The 24,460-nt window shown below is 39.0% G+C and carries 18 protein-coding genes; 17 read left to right on the top strand and 1 reads right to left on the bottom strand.

From position 1 onward, the window contains the following. Positions 1 to 22: 22 nt before the first annotated feature. Positions 23 to 514 (bottom strand): OmpA family protein, encoded by a 492-nt coding sequence (locus Q4600_RS00520; protein ID WP_102529164.1) that lies wholly within the window; start codon positions 512 to 514, stop codon positions 23 to 25. A gap of 417 nt (positions 515 to 931) precedes the next feature. Here Q4600_RS00520 and Q4600_RS00515 point away from each other — a divergent pair, with 417 nt between their 5' ends. From Q4600_RS00515 to tssH, 17 genes are all read left to right on the top strand, one after another. After that, complete coding sequence (locus Q4600_RS00515; RefSeq protein ID WP_157936231.1) at positions 932 to 2,812, top strand: serine/threonine-protein kinase; 1,881 nt, start codon at positions 932 to 934, stop codon at positions 2,810 to 2,812. Between the two features lie 51 nt (positions 2,813 to 2,863). Next, positions 2,864 to 4,186, top strand: coding sequence for a type VI secretion system-associated FHA domain protein TagH (tagH, locus tag Q4600_RS00510; RefSeq protein ID WP_303512749.1), 1,323 nt, complete (start codon positions 2,864 to 2,866; stop codon positions 4,184 to 4,186). A gap of 14 nt (positions 4,187 to 4,200) precedes the next feature. Beyond that, entirely contained in the window at positions 4,201 to 4,671 is a 471-nt protein-coding gene (gene tssJ / locus Q4600_RS00505; RefSeq protein WP_102528958.1) for a type VI secretion system lipoprotein TssJ, read from the top strand. Between the two features lie 97 nt (positions 4,672 to 4,768). After that, entirely contained in the window at positions 4,769 to 6,097 is a 1,329-nt protein-coding gene (tssK, locus tag Q4600_RS00500; RefSeq protein ID WP_102531752.1) for a type VI secretion system baseplate subunit TssK, read from the top strand. A gap of 27 nt (positions 6,098 to 6,124) precedes the next feature. Further along, a complete protein-coding gene (tssL, locus tag Q4600_RS00495; protein ID WP_102528960.1) occupies positions 6,125 to 7,411 on the top strand; it encodes a type VI secretion system protein TssL, long form in 1,287 nt (428 codons plus the stop codon). 23 nt (positions 7,412 to 7,434) lie between these two features. Next, a complete protein-coding gene (gene tssM, locus Q4600_RS00490) occupies positions 7,435 to 10,977 on the top strand; it encodes a type VI secretion system membrane subunit TssM (protein WP_303512753.1) in 3,543 nt (1,180 codons plus the stop codon). Further along, the gene (tagF, locus tag Q4600_RS00485) at positions 10,959 to 11,690 is read left to right on the top strand and encodes a type VI secretion system-associated protein TagF (RefSeq protein ID WP_102528962.1); all 732 of its coding nucleotides are present in this window, start codon (positions 10,959 to 10,961) and stop codon (positions 11,688 to 11,690) included. The genes tssM and tagF overlap by 19 nt, the downstream gene beginning before the upstream one ends. Next, entirely contained in the window at positions 11,681 to 12,448 is a 768-nt protein-coding gene (locus Q4600_RS00480; protein WP_102528963.1) for a PP2C family serine/threonine-protein phosphatase, read from the top strand. The genes tagF and Q4600_RS00480 overlap by 10 nt, the downstream gene beginning before the upstream one ends. Positions 12,449 to 12,761: 313 nt before the next feature. Beyond that, positions 12,762 to 13,868, top strand: a complete 1,107-nt coding sequence (gene tssA / locus Q4600_RS00475) for a type VI secretion system protein TssA (RefSeq protein WP_102529483.1) — start codon at positions 12,762 to 12,764, stop codon at positions 13,866 to 13,868. 34 nt (positions 13,869 to 13,902) lie between these two features. Then, a complete protein-coding gene (gene tssB, locus Q4600_RS00470; RefSeq protein WP_303512759.1) occupies positions 13,903 to 14,403 on the top strand; it encodes a type VI secretion system contractile sheath small subunit in 501 nt (166 codons plus the stop codon). After that, positions 14,403 to 15,896, top strand: a complete 1,494-nt coding sequence (gene tssC, locus Q4600_RS00465) for a type VI secretion system contractile sheath large subunit (protein ID WP_303512762.1) — start codon at positions 14,403 to 14,405, stop codon at positions 15,894 to 15,896. Before tssB ends, tssC (Q4600_RS00465) begins: the two co-directional genes overlap by 1 nt. Positions 15,897 to 15,941: 45 nt before the next feature. Further along, positions 15,942 to 17,477, top strand: coding sequence for a type VI secretion system contractile sheath large subunit (tssC, locus tag Q4600_RS00460; protein ID WP_102529480.1), 1,536 nt, complete (start codon positions 15,942 to 15,944; stop codon positions 17,475 to 17,477). A gap of 12 nt (positions 17,478 to 17,489) precedes the next feature. Continuing rightward, positions 17,490 to 18,278 carry a type VI secretion system accessory protein TagJ gene (locus Q4600_RS00455; RefSeq protein ID WP_303512766.1) on the top strand — a complete coding sequence of 263 codons (789 nt, stop codon included), beginning with the start codon at positions 17,490 to 17,492 and terminating at the stop codon, positions 18,276 to 18,278. 8 nt (positions 18,279 to 18,286) lie between these two features. Then, positions 18,287 to 18,772 (top strand): type VI secretion system baseplate subunit TssE, encoded by a 486-nt coding sequence (gene tssE, locus Q4600_RS00450; RefSeq protein ID WP_241904026.1) that lies wholly within the window; start codon positions 18,287 to 18,289, stop codon positions 18,770 to 18,772. Next, a complete protein-coding gene (gene tssF / locus Q4600_RS00445; protein WP_303512769.1) occupies positions 18,769 to 20,598 on the top strand; it encodes a type VI secretion system baseplate subunit TssF in 1,830 nt (609 codons plus the stop codon). Before tssE ends, tssF begins: the two co-directional genes overlap by 4 nt. After that, positions 20,595 to 21,578, top strand: a complete 984-nt coding sequence (gene tssG, locus Q4600_RS00440) for a type VI secretion system baseplate subunit TssG (RefSeq protein ID WP_102529476.1) — start codon at positions 20,595 to 20,597, stop codon at positions 21,576 to 21,578. The genes tssF and tssG overlap by 4 nt, the downstream gene beginning before the upstream one ends. A gap of 19 nt (positions 21,579 to 21,597) precedes the next feature. After that, complete coding sequence (tssH, locus tag Q4600_RS00435) at positions 21,598 to 24,204, top strand: type VI secretion system ATPase TssH (protein ID WP_303512772.1); 2,607 nt, start codon at positions 21,598 to 21,600, stop codon at positions 24,202 to 24,204. The last annotated feature ends 256 nt before the right edge of the window (positions 24,205 to 24,460 follow it).

The following is a 24,460-nucleotide window of genomic DNA, read 5'->3' as shown; positions in this document are numbered from 1 at the left end:
ATACCTATGGATAAGTAGGGCTTTATAACTTAGTTGTCACTTCAAAATTGACTCTGCGGATTTTTGAGCGCTCAGCTTTAGTAAGCTTTTTACCTTTATCTTGAATGATATGGGCACTTGAAGCTAACTGATTTGGAGAGGCACCAAGTACGACAAGATGTTCAACTAACCCTTCTGCACGACGTTTAGCAAGCGCTTTATTGTATTCAATGGTGCCTTTATCATCCGTGTAACCTTGAATATCAATCGATTTGTTAGGGTTGTTTGACAGGTAAGTCACTATACAAGACATGTTACTGTCTAATCGGCTGTATGGTTTGTCACTGTTCACCTCAAAAAATACCGGTCTAAAGCCTGTTACTTCGGTTTCTTGCTCATTTTGTAATGCGTAACTTAAGCAAGCTGGAGATAAAGAAACCTTTTGCGGCGTTTCGGGGGCTTTTTCTGGTGTTGATTTACACCCTGAAATGACAGTAAATGCTAATATTATCGCTGAATATTTTAAATGTTTCATATCTATATTTAGTCCATTAAAAAAGAAGTCGTAAAATTACCTATTCTATAATTGCGGGTCAATAGTAATTACATTAATTTTAGCGTTTGTTGATTAAAAAATTAATATCACAACATACTTAATGATTACTTTCGTTATTAGTACATACTATTGGGTGTGTTTGTTTTGTTTGATTGGTAATTTAAATTAATTGTAATTATTTTAAATGTTGTTTTTTTATATGCGATGCTGCACCATATTATAGTTTTTTTATTACTAGGTAGTTAGTTTACATACCTTTTGATTATATTTAGGGATAAACCTGTACTTATGGATAAGTGTCAAGAATCGAGCCCATCAATTGATGATAAAACTTTTGTGGCTGGAATAAACCAAACTAAAACAATTGAGAATAAAACTAATTTGATTGGAAAATGTTTGAAAAAACGTTATTTAATTGAATCTAGAATTGGCCATGGTGGCATGAGTGACATATATCGAGCAAAAGATTTATACCTCGAATCACTTAATGTTTCTGAGCCTTTTGTGGCAATAAAAGTATTATTATCGGAATTTGCTGATGCACCTGAGGCGCAGCAAGTGTTAATTAAAGAGTCGATTCAAACACAGCAACTTTCCCATCCAAATATTATTCGTGTTTATGATGTGGATAGCGATGATGCTTACCATTTTATGGTCATGGAGTGGCTAGATGGTGAGACATTAGAGCAGGTCATCAAGCGCTCTAAACCATCGGGCATTAACTTTAAAGGCACAATGCAAATCATTGAGCAGATTGGCTCGGCTCTGTCTTATGCACACAAACAAGGGATTGTTCATACCGATTTAAAACCTTCCAATATCTTTCTCACTCGAAAGGGTGACATTAAAGTCTTTGATTTTGGTGTTGCTAAAAACTTTCAGCAAAACGTAGATCAGTACGCATTAGCTGAAGCCGATTCTGATCCTTCTTTAACGGGTTATACCCCTGCATATGCAAGCTATGAACAGCTTTTAGGCGAAGAAGCATGTGCTGCGGATGATGTTTTTGCGTTTTCTTGTATAACCTATGAATTATTGACAAGTAAACACCCATATTTAAGAGTCGCTGCTAACGAAGTCGATACCAACAAACAAAAACTGACTAAACCAAAACACCTCAGTTTTCGCCTTTGGTTAAGCTTAAAAAAAGGCTTAGCGATTCATAAAGCGCAAAGAGAACTCGATATACAATCATTAATCACCAAGTTTCAAAGTAAGACCTGGCCTGTGCCTGTTTCATTAGCCGCTGCTGCTTTGATTGGTGTTGTAGGTTTTCAGATGCATCAAGCTTCTGAACAAAAAATTGGCGATTTAGAAAATATCATTTCAGCTAATGAGCAAGTCAAAAATGAGTCTGATGCATACGAGTTTATCACTGCCTCGACGCTATTTGAGCAAATTGATGGTCTTCCGATCGAGAAAAATTTGATCCGCGATGGTTTATTGAGAAAACATCAAATCGAAGTCTTGGATTTAATTGAAAAGCAAATAGCAGCTGTGCCTAAAAGTGACAATGGCTTATATCAAAATTACGGTCAAATTGAGTTAATAATTGCAGACATTAGCCGTTACTACCCCGACTCTGTGAGGTTGTTGCAAATCAATAATCAGATGAAGCGAAGTAAACAATCAGTCATCGATTCTTTGTCTGATCGTCTGACTGTGTTGTTGTCGCAATCTCGCTATAACGAGACCGGGGATAACAATATTAAGTTGATTGTAGAAGGTTTAGCTTTCGTAGAGCCTAAATTTAAGTATATGCCTAATGAAGAGGCGTTAGTTTTATATACTTCTTCATTTGAGCAGGCGTTAAAACTTCGTGATGTTGAACAAATCAATGCACTTATTACCACTGGAGAAGTTGTTTTTTCAGCAAGTCCTGAAGCTGAACCATTATTGAAATATGGTGCATCAATGCGTGTTGCTGTTAAAAAGCTTAATGATTTCAACCGTGATACTGAAAGTGGTTCTGCTGCTGAATATCCTTATGAAGCTGCCGAGGTATTTTATCGTGATACGTTCAAGGTGCTTACAGAACAACTTGATCTTATTGATGAACCAAAGAAACTGCATGCTTTTGACAAAGAAGTAGCCATTTTAGCGACAAGTATGCCTGCCGACTTTGAACCCTTACTGACTCTTGAGAAACGTTTAGCGGCTTCTTTTTTACGTCAAGCGAATATCTATTTAGAAAAACAGTACTTAAAAACTGCTCGTGAATTATTTGCCCGCGGAAATGAGCTTTATGAACGTTTGAATGGCGTACAACGCTTATAAATATGTTGGTGAACGTGACTAAGTTTAATGGATTATGAGACGAGTAATAAAATGGAATTAACGTTAGAGATTGTAAGTTATCACAGACTATCGCCCGAGCAGGTCAAGGTTATTAATGTTGGTAATGTTTTGAGCTTAGGAAGGTCTGAGACTTGCGATTGGCATATGCCTGATCCTGATAAAGTGGTATCAGGTAAGCATGCTCAAATATCTAAACGAAATGATGGTTTTTACATCGAAGATTTATCAACTAATGGTTTATTCATCAATCGTGCTGTTGAAGCGCTAGGTTCGGGTGCCGCCCACAAGATTGAGCACGAAGATTTGTTAACTTTCGGTGACTATGAGGTCAGTGCGAAGCTAATTTCGGCAACTGACTCTGCTCATAATGGGCATATGTCTGCTGGAGTTCAGCAATCGAACATTTTACCTGCAGAGGCAGTCATTAGTTCGAGTGAGCCTGCTTTTAACAACGATTTTAATAATGATATTACTGGTTTTGATGCTCAAGAATTATTAGGTAAAGCGAGTTCAAACTCAGCACTATTATCTGAAGTTAATGCCGACCTACAGGATCACTTTAAGCCACCAGAATCTACAATCCCAGAAGAATGGGATAAGGATTTCTTTGAGCAAAAAAGCACTCCAGCAGCGACTCCAACAGTTGCTGCTAAACCTTTAGTGGAAACGCCAAGGCCTCAAGCGGCACCGCAAGCGCAAGCTCAAGTTAACCCCGTCGCTCGAAGCACGCCGCGTACAACACCAGCACAAGAAGCTAATACACAAGTTCAGCCGGTAACGTCTCTCACTCAAGCTTTTTTTAAAGGCTTGGGGGTAGATGAACAAGACTATGGCAAAGTGCTGAATGAATCGTTAATGCTGGAATTAGGCCAAAGTATGCATTTAATGCTGACAGGTTTAATGGATTCTTTGCGTCAACGCTCTCAGCTTAAAATGGAATTCAGAATTAATCAGACGACATTTCAACAAAGAGAAAATAATCCGTTGAAATTTTCGGCCAATATTGATGATGTATTTCAAAATTTATTCTTACGTAACAGCGCGAGTTTCTTGTCTTCACAGCAGGCGATTACTGAAGCCTTCAATGACGGGCGCAAGCATGATATTGCTTTAACTGCCGGCACCATTGGCGCATTGCAAGGCTTACTTAATGAGTTAGACCCTCAGGCGATAGAGCAAAAAAGTCAGAGTCAAACGATAACTGATATGTTGCCAGGTCAAAAGCAAACAAGACAATGGAAAGTCTACAAAAGCTTACATCAAGATTATAAAAATGAATTCATGAGAGATAATTCTGCAGCGTTATCAGATGATTTCGTGAAAGCATATGACAGTAAACTTAAATTACTTTAGGGAGAAACGGTAAAATGAAACTTAAAATTAGTATTTATTATATTGCTTTGGTCTGCACGCTATTATTCAGCACTGGCTGCAAAACGATTAATGCTGTTGTACCGCCTTATACGGATATTACTTTTCAAGCCAGTAAAGATATTAATCCTGATATTAACCTTCGTCCATCACCGGTCGTAGTAAAAGTGTTCGAATTGTCTTCAAGAACCATTTTTGATACCCAAGACTTTTTTACTTTATATGAAGATGCTGAGTCTGTATTAGGCCCAGATTTAATACGCAAAGATCAATTAGAGCTTCAGCCTTCTGAAATTCGTGAGTACCCAATGTCTTTAGGGGCAAATACCCGTTATGTCGGTGTGGTTGTCGCGTATCGTGATATTGACTCATCGCGCTGGCGTTCAGTGGTTGAAGTTGATCCTACAGGCTATGACAGTATTACGATAAACATCGAAAAAATAGCCGTTTATAACTCTGAACAATAATGCATTTTTGATGAAGCTTTCTGGTTTAGAGAAATTGCATTAACGTTTTATAGAATAAAAATAAAGACATTGAACGTCATTATATAATAGGGAAATTATGAGTGATTTTAGTCCTGTAGCATGGACGGAAGGGATGTTCCTGCGTCCACAACACATGCAACAACAAGAGCGATTCTTACAATATCAGCAAACTCATGCGGTCAATAAACTTAACCCTTTTGCGTGGGGAGTGACCAGCTTTGAAGTGAATCATGGATTATTACCCCTAGGACAATTTGGTTTAGACAGAATTGAATGTATGTTCCAGGATCACACGCTGGCATTATTACCAGAGCAAAGTCCTTTACCTAAAGCGATTTCAATTCCTGCTGGCACCATTGATCAACTGATTTATATTGTTCTGCCTGTATCTAAAAGTAACAGTCTTAATATTTCGTCGGAAGAACAAAATCAAATAACAAGATATGTGTTTGATGATCATAATATTGTGGATACCAGTTTTGGCTCTGATGCTACAGAAGTGCTGCAGGTGGCCAAATTAGATTGTCGATTGAAATTGCAAAGTGAAGACCGTTCAGGCTATGTATCCATAGCGATAGCAAGAGTCATTGATGTTTCTGATGAAGGTGTAGTTAAACTTGATAAAAAGTTTATTCCTGCCTGTACCGGTATTTCCCACATTAAAGCCCTGCAAAATATAAATACCGAAATCAATGGCATGATCCAGCAACGAGCAGATGCTATCGCTGGCAGATTAAATCAATCCCAAAGTGCTTCAAGTTCGATTGCAGACTTTTTAATGCTGCAATTGTTGAATAAGTATCAACCTATATTTGAACATTACTCTGTAGTTAGCCATGTTCACCCTGAAACCTTTTTTTGCTCTTTGCTGTCATTCTCTGGTGAATTAGCTACGTTTAGTAGCCCAGATAAACGCCCGCCTAAATTTCCTATCTACCAACATGACAATCTTACGTATGTATTCAGTAATGTGATGGTGATTACCAACCATGGTTTAAGTACTGTTCTTGAACAAAGTGCAACAGAGTTTGCGTTAGAAAAGACCAAGTTCGGCGTATATTTTGCCACCATTTCAGATAAAAGCATGCTTGATAATGCAGACTTTATTCTGGCTGTGAAAGCGAACGTGCCGAGTGAGGAGCTTCGCCAAAGGCTGCCATCACAAATAAAAATTGGTTCAGTAGAAACGATACGAGAATTAGTCAATAACCAACTGGCGGGTATCGGTATCTCAACCTTACCAATAGCACCACGACAAGTGCCGTATCATGCCGGTTATCACTACTTTCAGCTTGATAAAAATAACAGCCATTGGGTAAAGCTGAAATCTAGTGGTGGGTTAGCTATGCATATTTCAGGTGCATACCCTGAGTTACAGATAGAGCTTTGGGCTATCAACACGTAATAAACACAATGTATAAGGATATTTGTTGTGGAAGATAAAACTATTGTTAAACCTCGCCCTGGGAGAGGGGCTGGATTAGCAACCAGTAAACCCAAAGTTAATGATGACAGTCAGAAAACATTGGTACAAGAAATCAAATTTGATAACCGTGCACAAAGTGCGGTGTTAAGTTTAGCGCAAAATCCGATTGTTGATTTTGCAGGAACATTATTATCGATATGTACCCAATTGCGCACCAGTGCTCAGCATGACGATATTGATACATTACGAGTTCATTGTGTTGAGTTAATTAAAAATTATGAGCAGCAACTACGAAGCGCTGATGTGAGTGCAGAAGATATAAAGTCTGCGCGTTACTGTTTGTGTTGTTTCATTGATGAAGTTGTATTGAATTCACCTTGGGGGGAACAAAGTTACTGGGCCTCCGACAGTTTATTATCAACCTTTCATAATGAAACCTTAGGTGGTGAGTACTTTTATACATTACTCGATGCATCATTAAGACAGCCCGAACAAAAGTGTAATTTATTAGAGTTAATGTATTTATGTTTAACCCTTGGATTTGTTGGAAAGATGCGCGTTGAGCCACAAGGTGATCAACAGTTAGAGGCATTAAGAGAAAGAACATTTTTGGTGATTCAATCGACGAAAGATGATTTACATCGTGAGTTGTCACCTTCTTGGCGACAGAACATAGCCTCAAACCAAACCTTTGAGCAGCCATTTCCATTGTGGGTTATTGGTGCGCTTTTTGGTGTGTTGTTATTGTTTATTTATTTAGGATTTAGATACAGCATTAATGACTACTCATCAACAGCTTATAAGCAACTTACCAGTATTGTGCCATGGGAAGACACCGTTGAAGAACAGTTGATCAGTCGCGATGAAGCCTTGTTACTGCAGCAGTTATTACAAACTGAGATTTCTAAAAACTTATTAGAAGTTGAACAGTTAACCGATCGGGTGAGAATTAGAATTGAAGCGGGGGAGTTATTTGCATCAGGTAATACTCAGCCTCGTTCTGACTTTGAAGCTATTCTGGCAAAAATTGCCAGAACGCTTGAAGGCACTTCAGGGAAAATTCTGATTACAGGTCATACTGACGATGAACCTATCTTTACCTCAAAATACCCTTCGAACTGGCATCTATCTCTAGCAAGAGCAACTTCAATAGGTAATGTTTTGGCTCAAAATGCGTCTTTACGAGGTCGTTTATGGCCAGAAGGAAGAGGCGAGTCAGAACCGAGAGTTGCCAATGACAGTGAGCAAAACCGCGCATTTAATCGTCGTATCGAAATAGACTTACTGTTTTAGCATTACACAAAGGAATTGTAATAATGTCTGCAAAATCAATTGGCAAAAGGATTGTCGATATTTTTAAATCCAAATGGGTTATCACAATCATTGGATTTACATGTTTAGCGTTATTGATTTGGTTTGGTGGCCCCTTAGTGGCTATTGCTGGTTATGAACCGCTTGCATCAACAGCAGTGAGAGTGATCGTACTATTGGTCATTGTCATCATTTGGGGTGGGCTGCACTTTATGCAGCAGGTCAAAAATAAAAAACAAAGTGATGAAATGGTCGATAGCCTCATTAATGGTGAGGGTGAAACGGTTTCTGGTGATGATCTCGTTAAAAACGAAATAGATGTTCTACAAAATAAGATGACCCAAGCTTTAGACATCTTAAAGCAGACTAAACTGACAAAGAATAAAAGTATATACGAGCTCCCTTGGTACATCATGATTGGCCCTCCAGGTAGTGGTAAAACGACAGCTATTCAACATTCAGGTTTAGAGTACCCATTAAAAGAAAAAATGGGTGTGGATATGATTGAAGGCGTCGGCGGCACACGTCATTGCGATTGGTGGTTTACTAACAAAGCCGTGTTGATAGATACCGCAGGTCGCTATACCACGCAAGATAGTCATGTAAAACAAGATTCTAGAGCGTGGCAGGGCTTTTTGGGCTTACTGAAAAAGTATCGTCCAATTAGGCCTATTAATGGTGTGATTATTAGTATGGGAATGTCTGAATTGCTTAACCAGACTAAAACCGAACGTAACATGCATGCCAGAGCGATTAAACAACGTTTACAGGAGCTACAAAACCAATTAGGCATGACGTTTCCTGTTTATGTTTTGTTATCTAAATCGGATTTAGTAGCAGGCTTTAACGAGTTTTTTGATGATTTAACAAAGGAAGACTGTGAGCAAATTTGGGGCGTAACTTTCCCACTTGATGTGGATGAAGAAACTGACATTGTTAGTACATTCAATAAAGAGTTTCATCATTTACTGCTGACTTTAAACGCAAGATTAAATACCCGATTAAGGCATGAGCGAGATTTGGAACGTCGAGCTGCGATTTACGAGTTTCCTAAGCAATTAAGGCTGTTACAAAGCTCGGCAGATGACTTTTTGAAAGAAATCTTTGCACCAAATGCATACGAAGAAGCACCGTTACTTCGTGGGGTTTACTTGACGAGTGCCACACAAGAAGGCACACCGATAGATCATCTTTCAACTCATTTATCGAGCGGGATTAAAAGTAAAACCAAGGCAAGTTCCAATGGCAAAGTAAGAAGCTACTTTATAAAACGTTTATTAGAAGATGTTGTTTTTCCAGAAAAAGACCTCGCTTCAAGCAACAGAAAACATACTAACCAAAACAAATTATTGAGAAAGGCATCGTTAGCTATTGCTGCTTCGGTCACTTTAGTAGCGAGTTATTTTTGGTGGGAGAGTTACGACTGGAATCGACAGCTGATAGACAATACTTACCAAGAGCTTACTAAATATGAAGACGTTACCCAAGGTGGCTTGTCTTCTAAGACGGATATTGTCACTTTAACGAAAGGCTTAACGATTATTCGAGATTTACCTGTTGGCTATGGTACTGAAAAATCGGAAGATGCTCATACATTAGGGCTTTATCAAGGCGATAAATTAAAGCAGCCAGCGACAGCCGCTTATGTAAGGGCACTTGAGTCCCACTTAAGACCTTTAATGCTATCTATTCTCAGTGAAGAAATGGATGCTAATGGCCACCACCTTAATTATCTCTATGAAACATTAAAAACCTATTTAATGTTGTATTTACCTGAGTACTATCAAGCTGAAGACATTAAGATTTGGTTTTCTGCTTACATTGACCGCAATGTGATCGGCAATGTAAACGCTGAAGTGCGCCAACAGCTTAACCTTCATATTGAAACCTTACTTAATTTAGGGATTAGGGGCGACAACTATGACGACATGGTTGTTGGTGGTGCTAGGGCCAATTTAACCATGCTACCCCTAGTTGAACGTGCGTATCAGCGTTTAAAAAGTGACTATTCGCAAAGCAGTATTCCAGATTTTGAATTGGTCGATATCCTCAGTTCTGACAGTTTAGATGGGTTAGTTTTTGGAAGTGGACGTCAGTTTAATCAAGGTATTCCTGGCCTATACACCTTCAATGGTTTCCATGGCATTTTTAATATTGAGAAAAATAAAATTATTAAAAACTTAACGGCAGATAGTTGGGTTTATGGTGATGAGTTAGCAAATTTAGACGAGCAAGCACGAAACCGCTTAACAGCTGATCTTGAGAGAAAGTATATTCGAGATTATATTTTTTACTGGGAAGACTTTTTAAGTGATATCACGGTTAAACCCTACTCGACTCTCGAGGAAGCTGAAAGAGTTACTGCAGCATTAGCAAGTCCAGATCAACCGATTAAAACCATTATTGCAGCAGTGCAAAAAAATGTGCAATTGACAAAACTACCCATGGAATCCAATAACTTAAAAGCGGCATCTGAAGTGGCTGGCAATGTTACTGATGTTGCTTTTCGTTCTAAAAAAGCGCAGTTAAATCGCTTGTTACCTGATACCGCGATTGAATTAGATGTGGAATTACCAGGTAAAGAAGTTGAAGTGGCGTTTGCAGAGCTTATAGAAATCAAGTTAACTGATGTCGATAAAATTCAAACAACCCTCAGAGCGCTTAACCGTAACTACGCCAAACTCATGTTGCAGTCAGATATTCGCGGTAACGTGATGAATCAATCTGTAGAAGAAAGTTTTGCTCAAATGGGCAGCAATCTATCAGAACAATTAATTGATCTTCCACATCCAGTGAAAGGTTGGCTAGGTGGGGTTGCATATCAAACACGTACTTTTGCCAAATCAAATCAAAATCAACGCTTTAATGGTATTTGGCGTTCACAGGTTTTAGCTGAGTTTAAAGGCGCGATTGATGGACGTTATCCATTTAATCGTAAATCTAAAGTTGATGTGAGATTGAATGACTTCAGTAAATTCTTTGGCTATGGCGGCACACTCGATAAGTTTTGGGATCAATATTTAGCAATGCATGTTGATACCAGTAAAAAGCCGTGGCGATTCATTCGAAATATTGGCATTCAAGATGATGTGTTGATTATGTATCAACGTGCTGAAGTGATTAAAGAAGCTTTTTTTGAGCCTGGTAGTAAACGCCCTAAAATCAATTTCTCGCTAGAGCCTCAGCTATTAGACCGAAGTGTCAGCTTGTTCTTATTAGAAATGGATAATCAACAGCTTAAGTATCAACATGGCCCAACCAGAAAGGAAATGTTTATTTGGCCTGGCCAAGGTGCAAACAACGAAACGCGCATCGCATTCTCGCCCCCTAATGGTGGCCGCTCAATTAATATGAAATATGAAGGTGAATGGTCTTTCTTCAAATTACTTGATGAGTTGAGTAATAAGCGTCCACAAACTAAAAAGGACGGAAAGTTGATGATTAACCTGAGTGGATATAACGCTGAACTAAAACTGATTGCTAATAGTGTGAACAATCCATTTTGGATGGCAAATATGGAGACATTTAGATGTCCTGCGAACCTTTAAAAAGTATTGGTTATTGTGGAAAAATCCCTGCTAAAGGAGATTTTATTCAACAACATTTGAATCAGGACTTTCTGAAAAATTGGAATGATTGGCTTCAAGCTGTGCTTGCTGTAAGTAAGGAACAAGCCGCAAATGAGTGGCTAGATTATTACCTTACAAGTCCAATATGGAATTTCTCTTTATCGGCAGGCATATGTTGTGAAGAGGCGGTGATAGGTACTGTTATACCGAGTGTGGATCAGGTCGGCAGGCATTATCCATTTACAGTCGCGGGTTTTCATTCTCAATCTGCACTTAGAGGTTGGTGTGATAACACTTGTTCCCCAGTGTTTGAGCAGCACATTTTATCGGTATTAGAGGATGACACTGCAATAGACACTTGGCTAATTGAATTACTTGATAACACATTGACAGTATCAATGGACAAGTATTCATTCTCTGAAGTGGAGTCAGAGGATCAAACCAAAACAGCTTGGGTGTTTACTGGTAGTCAAAGCCCTGAATTATTGTCACTACTGGATCAACAGTATAAGCGTAAATTTAATCGCTACAGTATTTGGTGGACAGAAGGTTCTGCTGATGTTGAGCCTTGTGTCATTATTACAGAAGGCTTGCCGCAGGTGAGCCAATTCATCTCGATGCTAAATGGACAATGGAAGCAAACTAGTTGGAATATGGCCGAACTTAATAAGGATGAACATACGTGCACTTAAGTCATGCTTTGACCCATCGGGGTACAATAAGAGAAATTAATGAAGATGCATTTTTAGAATTGCCGTATTTAGGCGTTTGGGTTGTTGCTGATGGGATGGGTGGTCACGCAGCTGGTGATGTTGCAAGCCAAACTGTTATTGACGGAATTCAACAATCATTGGAACAGGTTGAGCCAAATGAAATCACTATCGAATTACTGAAATCATCTTTGCAGAACAGCAATCGTATTTTACAGCAAATGAGCGAAACTGAGTTTGAAGGTAAAGTCGCCGGTAGTACCGTGGTTGTGCTGTGGTTAGATAATGATCAGTATCATATGTTATGGGTTGGAGATAGCCGAGTATATCGGTTTAGAGAGCAACAGTTAACTCAACTGTCTAAAGATCACAGCCAAGTCAATGACATGGTAGACGAAGGTATACTTGCACCTGAAGAAGCTGAAACTCACCCCTTGGCTAATGTCATCACACGAGCAGTAGGCGTAGATGTCCATTTGGACATTGACTATCGCAGCGATAAAGTAAATGAAGGTGATATCTTTCTTTTATGCAGCGATGGCCTAAACAAAGAACTTAACGATAACGAAATTCAAAGAATCATTCAGTCTGAAAACATTATTGACTCAGGTTTAGCTTTGTTACATGCATCGCTAGTGAGAAATGCACGTGATAACGTGACATGTATATTAGTTAAACATACTAATAAAGTGTCTAGTTTAAGTGAAGAGTGCGATAAAACAATTCCGGTTTTTGTATAATCAGCGATTAATAAAAGTAATATTAATAAATATAGTTAAACCAAACTAATTAAAAAGAGTTTTAATTGTATGTTTGCAATTAAAAAACATTATAAAGTATTAGTTTGATATTTAATTTACATTAATCTGTTTATTTAATCTTGTTATGTTTACTGATTTATATAAAATACATCAAATAGTATTATTGGAAAGTGTTTGGTTTTTAAATTTAAATAGTAAGTGTTATTTATGTCTATTTAAAGTAAGGAATACACTAAAAAGTATTAGTTATTCGGAAGAGACAATATTTTTATAATTCAAGGATTGAATTTAATTGAACCAGCTAAAAGAATTATTCATTAATGATTTAATATTACCTATTGCTGAAGATTCAGCAACGGGTATTGATCCCCGTGAAGATATCAGCCCGACGTCGACTTATTACTTACTAAAAGATGTAAGGAATAATGCACGTGCAAAAGAGCGAAAAGCTCTGATTGATGAAGAAGACCTCTTATCTGTCGCAGTAGACTGGCGTCCTATTTTTGAACAAGTTCCTGGCGTACTCAAAGACCAAACCAAAGACATTGAATATATTGCTTGGTTTATTGAAGCAGCTTGTCGGTTACATGGCTTTAAAGGACTGAGTTTTGGTTTTACACTTGCAGCTGAATTGATTGAAACCTATTGGGAAAACCTATACCCCACACCTGAACCTAATGATTTATCCGAAAGGATAGCTGCACTTATTGGCCTAAACGGCATTGAAAGTGAAGGTTCACTCATTCAGCCCATTAAAACAATCCCGATCACTGAAGGCGGCTATGCCTTTTCCACTTGGCAATATGAACAAGCTTTAGAAGTGGATCGTTTAGATAAAGATAAGCAGGAAAAGCGCTTTGACTCAGGTGCCGTATCACTTGAAGAAGTTGAACTGAGCATTAAAGAAACGCCAGATAGTTTCTATATAGATTTGAATCAAGACATTGATGATGCCATTGCTGCATTTTTACGTTTGTCCGAAGCCATGGACAGCGCAATGTCAGGCCAACCACAACCTACTAGCTATATCCGTAAAGCGTTAGAGGCATGCGCTTTACAGATCCGCACTATTTCAGCACCCATTATCGAGAAAGTTAATGTCAGCGAAGATGTTGACCCAAGCGAAGCGAGTGAAAGTGACAGTGTTGTGAGTGATGCTGGGCAAAACGGAATGAGCCAACAGCTTAATTCACGTGCGCAAGCGATAAATAACCTAGAAATGATAGCGACCTTTTTTAAAAAAACCGAACCTCACTCTCCAATGTCCTATGCCATTGAACAAGTGGTTCGTTGGAGTGATTTAAGTTTACCTGAGTTGCTACAAGAACTAATCCAAGACGGAGAAGCGAGGAATGGCTTCTTCAAACTATCTGGAATTAAAGCAGAAGATAATCCCTAGTTGATTACTCACAATATTATTGAAAGGAGTTCAAATGAGTGTACATGATCGATTAAAACGAGTGAGAAAGCCACGCGTCCACATTACCTATGATGTTGAAACTGAAGGCACAGTAGTTAAGAAAGAATTGCCATTTGTTATCGGTATCACTGGTGACTTCTCTGGACATAACACTGAAACGCTTAAGCCATTAAAAGATCGCCGCTTTGTGCAAATTGATCGTGATAACTTTAATGATGTATTAAAGCGTATGAGCCCTCAGTTAAACATCGCAGTGCCAAATACATTGGCTGATGATGATTCTGAAATGAATGTTTCACTTAAGTTCGATAGCATGGAAGATTTCGAACCTGCAGCCATTGTTAATCAAGTTGAGCCATTAAAAAAATTAATGGAAACGCGTAATAAATTGCGTGACTTGATGACGAAAGTCGATCGCTCTGAAAACCTTGAGAACATTCTGGAAGAAGTACTAAGCAATACAAATAGCTTAGACAAACTTGCAGGTGAACTTAACCTTAAAGGAGCAGAGTAATGAGCATGGAAGCAGCCACATTAGATGCGACATCTGAAGAGCAAACAATAGAAGCATCGATTCTTGAACAGGCAATCGGTGCCACTAAACAGACTGATTCAACTCGTGCTGAAGAACTCATTCGTTCACTCACCGAAGAAGCCCTTAAAGGCACCGTGCAATGGGATAAAAACCTTACTGTTACCTTTAATAAAGCGATAAGCCAATTAGATGAAGTTATCTCTAAACAGCTATCAGCCATTATGCATAACGATGAGCTACAAAAGCTAGAAGGTAGCTGGCGTGGACTTCATCATACGGTTAAGAATTCTGAAACCAATGCGACATTGAAAATCCGTGTGATGAGCTTGTCTAAAAAGGAGCTACATAAAGATTTAAGCAAAGCGGTTGAATTTGATCAAAGCCAAATGTTCAAAAAAATCTATGAAGCAGAATTTGGCACACCAGGTGGCGAACCATATGGCTGTTTAGTCGGCGATTATGAATTCAGTAACCATCCAGAAGATGTTGAGTCTCTTTCACTCATGTCGAATGTGGCAGCAGCAGGGTTCTGTCCATTTATTTCAGCATCTGGCGCTTCTTTATTTGGTTTTGATGATTGGACTGAACTAAGCAAACCGCGTGATTTAGAGAAAGTATTCGAGTCTCTTGAATATACGCAATGGCGTTCATTCAGAGACAGTGATGACTCTCGCTTCGTTACATTAACAATGCCGCGCGTATTAGCACGTTTACCATATGGCTCAGCCACTAAACCTGTTGAAGAGTTTTGCTACGAAGAGTTTGATATTGACGAAGCAAGCGGGCGCTCAAAAGTGGCTGGTCATGACGATTACTGCTGGATGAATGCGGCTTATGTGATGGCGACCAATATGGGGCAGGCATTTAGTCAATACGGTTTCTGTACTGCAATTCGTGGTGCTGAAGGTGGTGGTAAAGTTGAAGGACTACCAGCTCATGTATTCACCAGCGATGATGGTGACCCAGACTTAATGTGTCCAACAGAGATTGGCATTACTGACCGCCGCGAAGCTGAATTGAGTAAGTTAGGTTTCTTACCTTTATGTCATTATAAACATACTGACTACGCAGTCTTTTTTGGCGCTCAATCTTGTCAGAAGCCAAAAATATTCTCAAATCATGATGCAACCGCTAACGCAGCAATTTCATCACGCTTACCTTACTTAATGGCGACTTCTCGTTTTGCTCATTATTTAAAAGTAATGGCCCGCGATAAAATCGGCAGCTTTATGGAAGCTGATGATGTAGAAGCTTGGCTAAACAGATGGATTCTGTCATTTGTGAATGCATCTGAAGGTGGTGGGCAAGACATTCGTTCTAAATATCCACTTGCAGATGCGAAGGTTGAGGTTAAAGAGATCCCAGGTCAACCGGGTTCTTATAATGCAGTTGCATGGCTTCGTCCTTGGTTACAAATGGAAGAGTTAACTGCTTCTTTGCGTTTAGTCGCTAAAATTCCGAAAGTAGGCTAATCAGCGAAAGATAGCCGGATTTGTTTTCAAGGATAGAAACAAACGATGACGCAAGAAGCTATTTCATTTGTTACAAGTGAAATCTTTAAAGAAGGCACCGATGTCCCCACATCGGTGTCTTCTACTCCTCAAAAGCTTAAAAATAAGCATCTTGTTGAACGATTCCTCAGGGAGTCTGATTCAACGAGATCGCTTTTGTTATGGCTTGAGAATTCAAACCATTCACTGTCACGATTCGATAAAGTATCGGTATTACCTTTTTTGATCAAAGCAATTGAGGAAATAGACAGGCAGTTAGAGCAACAAATAAATACCATTATTCACCATGCATCCTTTCAAGCCCTAGAAGCGAGTTGGCGTGGAATTTTGTATATCGTTAACCAGCAAGAAATGCATGATAAAGACCAAAAGGTCAAAGTTAAGCTGTTAGATTGCTGTTGGCTGACATTATCAAAAGATATTAATCGTGCGATAGAGTTCGACCAAAGTGAGTTTTTTAAACTCATTTATAACAACGAATATGATATGTCGGGTGGAGAGCCTTTTGGTGCGTTGATTGGCGACTATCAAATGAGCCATAAAAATCGTCCGGGAGTATCGACAAACGATATTGATGTTTTAAAGGATATTTCTCGCACAGCTGCAGCGGCATTTGCCCCCTTTATAACCTCAGCAAGTCCTTCATTATTTGGGGCAGACGATTTTACTGATTTATCTGCTCATATGAATATCGGCAAAATATTTGAACAACATGAATATTTGAAATGGAATTCATTAAGAAAAATGGACGATGCACGGTTTATAGGCTTAACCCTGCCAAATATTTTAATGCGTTCACCTTATTTGATAGACGGCACTCGCAGTGAAGGCTTTAAATTTAAAGAGTCGATTAAAAATCCAAATCAGGACCATTTATGGGGCAACGCGGCATATGCCTTTGGCGGCATAATTATTCGCTCATTTAGTGACTCTGGTTGGTTTGGCCATATTCGTGGCTTAGAACCAGGAGCGCGAAAGAAAGGACTCGTTTGTGACCTTGCAGTTTGTCAGTATGAGACTGATTTATACCGTAAAAGGAACAAACCTTCGGTGGATTTACTTGTGAGTGATAGAGCTGAAAAGGCATTGTCTGATCAAGGCTTTATCCCCCTATCTCCAGTATCCGGGTGTGAGCACTTAGTTTTCTACAGTAACGCCTCTATACAAGAACCACCGAAATATGAGCTTTTAGAAGACAACATCAACGCTAAATTATCGTCAATGTTGCAATACATTTTATGCGTCTCTCGGTTCGCACATTACATCAAAGTCATTGGCCGTGAAAAAATTGGCTCTTTGAATTCTGCTGAAGCATGTCAACGAGACTTACAATTATGGTTACACCAATACACGACAGCGTCTGAAGTTTCATCTGATGATGTACGTAGTCAATACCCACTTCGAAATGCTCAAGTGCAAGTTAAAGAAATGCGAGGAAAGCCAGGTCATTTCTATTCAATTATACAACTTCAACCGCATTTTCAATTAGATCAAATGGTTTCTAGCATCAAGTTAGTGACCGAACTTACGTCAAGAAATTAGTAAAGGATTACAATGAAAAATATCAATCAAATGCTTAATAATGGCCAATTACAACAAGCTATTTCATTCGTTGAAACAGAACTGAAAGAAGATCCGATGAATGTCGATCTGAAAAGTGCGTTAATAGAATTGTTATGTATCAATGGATCACTTGAACGTGCTGATAAACAGCTTAATTTATTAGTTCAGAAGCACCCTGATTTCCTTGTAGGGGCATCAAATCTGCGTCAACTCATTAGAGCGGAGCAAGCTAGGCAAGACTTTATGTCAGGTCAAGCGACACCGAAATTGTTTTCCCAAACTGATACCCACTCTGAATCATTAATCAAACTTAGATTAGCGTTAACTGATGCTCAGGATGATGTGACTGTTTGTGCTGAAAACCTTGAAAGCCATCGTCCACAAGTTAGCCTAGTTTTTGACGAAAATACCAAAGAAGAAATTAGAGATCTAGACGATACCTTAGGTGGATTTATTGAAATATTTGGCACCGATGGTCACTACTATCTAGCCCAACATTCAGAAATTGATTATATCCACTTCAAACCCGTCTCGTCATTAGTGGAAACCGTTTGGCGACGTGTTGAGCTCGCGATTAAAGATGGCCCTAGTGGTGAAGCACATATTCCTATGGTCTATGGCGGCAGTGAAACAGATGCGCAAAAGCTTGGCCGCGAAACCGATTGGGAAGAGGTGGCAACAAATGTCATGTCGGGCAAAGGGCTAAAAATGTGGTTTGTTGATGATAATGCCTTGGCATTAAATCAAATCCAAAAAATTAACACTCCTGCTCTGCAATAAATTAACTCATGAAAAGCACTCAACCAATTATGGCATCCGTACTCGATAGATTAATCGATGATGCGCCTGATGAACAAGACATTAAAGATAGTCATCGCGGACTTAATTTACGGCAACTTAGGGCTAATGTTCGTCGGGATCTTGAAAATTTACTCAATGCTAAATTGCAATGGCAAACATGGCCTGATCATTTAGCAGAGCTCGATAAGTCGTTAATGAATTACGGCCTAAGAGATTTTTCATCAATGCCAGTTGCAAGTTTAGATGGTCGTCAAATGTTGTGTCAGCAGGTTGCTGACACTATCAAACGCTTTGAACCTCGATTTTTAGAAGTCATGGTTGAAACCGTTGATAACGAACAGCCATTAGACCGAGTGCTTAGATTGAAAATCAATGCGTTGCTATATGCAGATCCAGAACCTGAATTTATTACCTTTGACTCAGAAGTAGAACCTATTCATCTCGCCATGATAGTAAATGAGGCATCATTGTGAACCAAGAATTATTAGAATATTACAATCGTGAACTCGCTTATATCAGGCATATGGGATCAGAGTTTGCTGAGCAATACCCTAAAGTCGCGGGCAGATTACGATTAAGTGATGAACATGTTGAAGACCCACATGTTTCTCGAATGATTGAAGCTTTCTCTTTGTTAACAGCGCAAATTAGACAAAAGCTAGATGACAGTTTTCCTGAGTTAACTGAAGCATTGCTAGGGCAGTTATACCCAGATTATCAAGCACCGATACCTTCGATGTCTGTTATTCAAGTGACGACTGAAAACCTGTCGACGACGGGTGTGTTATTAGCTAAAAATACCAAGGTTGATACGCAAGTCGAAGGAATGAAAACCTGTCATTTTCAAACATGTTACGACATGAAATTATGGCCTATTGAAGTGACAAAAGCTCAATTTCAGAATGCGCCTTTTACAGCTCCTGAGCCACAATGGCCACAACGTGCTAAAGCCATTATTAAGCTTGATATTGCCTGTGAATTTAAAGAAATGAGCATGCAAAACTTGGGGCTTGGTAAGTTACGTTTTTTTCTTAATGGACAAGATCATCAAACCTTCCAGCTATATCAACTTCTTTTTGAGCATAGTCTAGGGTTTGCTTTAGTTAATGAAAGCCAATCAGTGTGCAAGTTTTTAACCAAACGTCATTTAAAAACTGTTGGTTTTGATGATGAAGAGCAGGTTATTCCTTACAGTCAACGCAGTAGCAGTGGTTACCGTTTATTGCTTGAGAACTTTATTTTTCCTGAGAAATTTTTATTCTTTGATATCGATGATTTAGAAGATTCATGGAAGGGGATTGATGCCTCATTTTCACTTTATATCTACTTAAAAGAAGGTTCGCAAGATTTAGAGAAGCAAGTCTCTGCCAGCCATTTTTTATTGGGTTGTACGCCAGTTATCAATTTATTCGAGCAAAAGCTAGAGTCTGTAAGTATTGAAGGCGCTCAATATGAATATAAGTTAGCGGCTAAGTATGCCGATGCCGAAGTCTCTGAAATCATCAATATACAAGAGGTGATTGCTTATGACCCTAAGGATAATAAAGTTGAAGTTACCCCATTTTACGGTGAGTCTCATCCTCAATACTTAGGCCATAACAATCTGTTTTGGAATGTAAGAAGAGAATCTGCAAGTTGGGCTGGTGGCTACACTGAACAAGGCACAGACTCCTATTTGTCATTAGTCGACCATAACTTTAAAGGCTTTACTCCAGAAGAAGATTACGGCGCTTGGGTATTAAGTATTACTGCGCAATGCAGTAATCGAAATTTGCCAGCGCATTTACCTTTTGGCACTGACGAACCTAAGATGTTTGTACCAGAGCGTGCAGATATCATTAAACAAGTTAAATGCTTATTAGCGCCAACTTTACCTGTCAGAGCCACATTAGGTGATGCCTCAAGGTGGCAGCTAATTAGACACCTTTCTATTGACAGTTTTAGTGGACCAAATGCATTAAACAACTTAAAAGAAACGCTTAAGTTATATGACTTTAAGTGTTCACCAGAAAATAAAAATTTAATAGAAAATATACATCATGTAGAAGTGAGCCAAGATACTGCTCGAGTCAATCAGAATGGCCGAATCAGCTTTTGCAGCGGAAGTCATATCGAAATTACTTTTATTAAAGATCACTACTCAGGCAGTGGTGTATTTTTCTTTTGCTGTATTTTGGACCATTTTTTCTCACAGTTTTCAGTGGTAAATAGTTTTACCCGCTTAAGTATGCGATTTAAAGATCAAGACGCCATTTATCATACTTGGCCAGCACGTTCAGGGAAGATACCGCTGTTATGAATCTACAAGCCATCCTTGAAGCGCCGACTGAGTTTGATTTTTATCAAGCGGTATATCAATTCCAATTGCAATTATCTCATCAAGATAAAGGCTATAGAGTCGGTCACGATGCGATTCCATCTGAAGAACTAATTCGATTTAAATCGGATCAGCATTTAGGTTTCCCAGGCCAAGCAATTAGCAAAATTGACGCAAAACTTAGCCAGCGTACAGGTAAGCAAGCCGCCGAAATGCATGTGTCCTTTATGGGGATGACTGGGCCAAGTGGGGTATTGCCGCAACATTATACCGAATTAGTCCTTGAACGATTGCGCCTAAAAGATACTGGCATGCGTGATTTCTACGACTTATTCAATCATCGGTTAATTTCCTTGTTTTATCGAGCCTGGGAAAAATATCGCTTTGCAGTTAATTATGATTCGTCACAAAAAAGCACATCAGACAGTTTCAGTCATGTGTTGAACCAATTAAGTGGCGGAGGCACTCATAGCCGTTATTACAGTGGTTTCAGTCAAAGAAAGTCTCCTAGTGCAGAGTCATTGAGGCTGATGTTAGAAGATTTCACGGGTTGCATCGTTGAGATAAAGTCTTTCGAAGGGCGATGGCAGTCATTAGCTAACACTGAGCAGACAAGGATGGTGAGCCGCGCTATGCCTGAGGGCCAATATGCTCAGTTAGGAAAAGACGCCAGTATTGGCAGTAAAGTGTGGGACATTAACTCCAGTATTACGATTAACATCAAACCCAGTGAAAAAGGTTCTGTTGCTTCTTTTTTACCTGGAGAACCTGGGTACCTTCCGCTTAAAGAATTAGTGGATAACTACTTAGGTAAATCAGTAAAACACAAAGTTTATTTAGAAATAAAACAGCAAGATGCGCCTAAAGCGCAATTGTCTATGTCTGCTGTCCCACTGGGACTAGGATGCGGTTTATTAAGTCGCGCAGATAATGGACAACAACTTAAACGCCTAATGATATAAATAATAAAGGACTATAAACATGTCAGCGATGACCTTAAGTAAACTGGTTGAAAAACTGAATCCAGTGTGTCGAAAATCTTTAGAATCTGCCGCGAGTATTTGCCATAGTCGCAGTCAGTTTACCGTCGAAATAGAGCATTGGTTACTTGCTTTACTCGAAGGTGATTCTGGTGATTTAAACATTATTAATGCCAGCTTTTCGATTCAAAAAGAACAACTCATAAGTGAAGTGAGAAATGGACTAGAAAAGTTCAAAACAGGTAATAGTGCCGCGCCAAGTTTGTCACCGCATATTGTTAACTTACTGCGTCAAACATGGCTGAACACCACGATTGAATTTAATGATGATGAGATCCGAGCCGCTTATATCATTTTTACATTATTAACAGATGACTCTTTAAATTCATTGGTTTCTCGCTCTGCCAAGCAGTTAATGAAGATAGACCCTGCACAGCTCAAACATGCTTGGCCCCAACTGGCTAGGCAGTCAACAGAGCATAAAGTATCAAGCTCTGATATTGAAGAAACACAAGCAGTTCAGAGTGCCCCGAGTAAAACACCTAGCTTGGATCAGTTTACTCAAAACCTGACTGAACAAGCCAAACTCGGTAAAATTGACCCTATCTTAGGCCGTGATAATGAAATCAGGCAGATGATAGATATCCTTACCCGCAGACGTCAAAATAACCCTATCCTGACGGGCGAAGCTGGAGTGGGCAAAACGGCTGTTGTTGAAGGTTTAGCATTAAAAATCGCACAACAAGAAGTCCCTGATGCACTGCTTAATGTCAGTATTCATGTTCTAGATTTAGCATTATTACAGGCTGGTGCAGGCGTTAAAGGTGAGTTTGAAAATAGACTTAAAGCACTGATTAATGAAGTTAAAAGCTCAATTAAGCCAATAATTCTATTTATTGATGAAGCGCATACCATGATTGGTAGTGGTGGCGCAGCTGGGCAAAATGATGCTGCAAACTTACTAAAACCTGCATTAGCACGTGGTGAGTTAAGGACGATAGCCGCAACAACATGGGCAGAATATAAGAAATTTTTTGAAAAAGATGCAGCACTAACTCGCCGATTCCAAGTCGTCAAAATTGAAGAGCCTAGTCCTGAGCAAGCGGTCGCCATGATGCGTGGTTTATTACCCGTTATGGAGACGCATCATAAGATCTTAGTTTCAGATCAAGCATTATGTGCAGCAGTAAACCTTTCACATCGTTATATAACGGGACGCCAGTTACCTGATAAAGCGGTCAGCCTTCTTGATACTGCGTGTGCCAGAGTCGCGATGAGCCAAGCTTCAACACCAGGCGCTGTTGAGTCATTACAACGTCAAATCCAACAGCTTGATACCCAAATAGCTATCTTATCTCGCGAACAAAAAAACGGTTCAGATCACAAGAAAGTATTGGCCGAGCTATCAAAAGCACAAAAAGGCTTTGAAAAAAGCTTAAAACCATTAATCAAACAATGGGAATCTGAATTAGCCACGGTGAAACAAATCTCGGAGCTTGTTGAACAGATCCAAACGCAGAATGATGACAGTACAGATTACCTGGCTCAATTGACCAAGCTAAAGCAGACTTTAGCTGCAAACAAGCAACCTATGGTGCATTGGCAAGTTGATGAACAATTAGTGGCTGAAGTGATTTCTGACTGGACAGGAATACCTGCGGGTAAAATGCAAGATGATGAAATAGCGACGATTTTAGATCTTAAAGCCAGTATGTCAAAACGCGTAATTGGCCAAGATCATGCTTTAGATTTAATTGCTAAAACAGTTCAAACATCTCGTGCACAACTGGGCGATGAAAAACGTCCAATAGGCGTGTTCTTATTAGCTGGCCCAAGTGGGGTCGGTAAAACTGAAACCGCATTGACCTTGGCTGAACAGGTTTATGGCAGTGAAGATAATGTCACTGTTATTAACATGTCAGAGTTTAAAGAAGAGCATAAGGTTTCATTGTTACTAGGCTCACCTCCAGGTTATGTCGGTTATGGTGAAGGTGGGGTATTAACTGAAGCGGTTCGCAGAAAACCATACAGTGTGATTTTGCTTGATGAAATGGAAAAAGCACACCCAGGTGTGCAAGATATATTCTATCAAGTGTTTGATAAAGGAATGATTAAGGATGGTGAAGGTAGGGATATTGATTTTAAAAATACCATTATCATCATGACATCTAATGCAGGTACAGATACCACAATGTCATTATTTGAAGATGAGGAAACCATCCCTTCAATTAATGGCCTACGTAAAGCATTACAAGATGACCTGCTAGCTTATTTTAAACCTGCATTTTTGGGGAGACTTAATGTCATCCCATACATCCCGCTGAGTAAATCTATGCTCAATGACATTACGACTTTGCAATTACAACGAGTGGGTAAGCGATTAAATCATCATTATCAAGCCAAGTTTAGTTATAGCGAAGATGTGGTCACGAAAATTGTTTCAATGTGCCAGGATGCTGGTTCTGGTGCACGTAACGTTCACAATATTTTGCAAAACACCATGTTGCCTGATCTTTCTATTAAAATTTTACAAAACATGGCTGGTAATAAAAAAACCACAAATGTCAAAGTGAATATTGAAAAAGAAGAATTTAATTATAAAGTCTAAATACATACTTATAGGTGTGTGACGTTCTTAAAAATATTATTAAGTATTAATATTGTATTTTAAATAATATGACTACTATTTTGCGTAAAAAATAATTTTACGTGAAATAGTGTTACTTACACCTATAGGTTTTATTAATACTATTACAAAGTATTAGTTTGAGGCTTTAGTTAGATAGTTATAAAGTATTACACAAAAAGCTATCAAACGGTTTTCCTTATAAGTTATTGATTTTGATGTTATTTTTTATTTTTAA

The organism is Shewanella sp. 2_MG-2023 (assembly GCF_030548905.1).
Lineage (GTDB): Bacteria > Pseudomonadota > Gammaproteobacteria > Enterobacterales > Shewanellaceae > Shewanella > Shewanella electrodiphila.
This window is presented reverse-complemented; position numbering and strand designations above follow the sequence as displayed.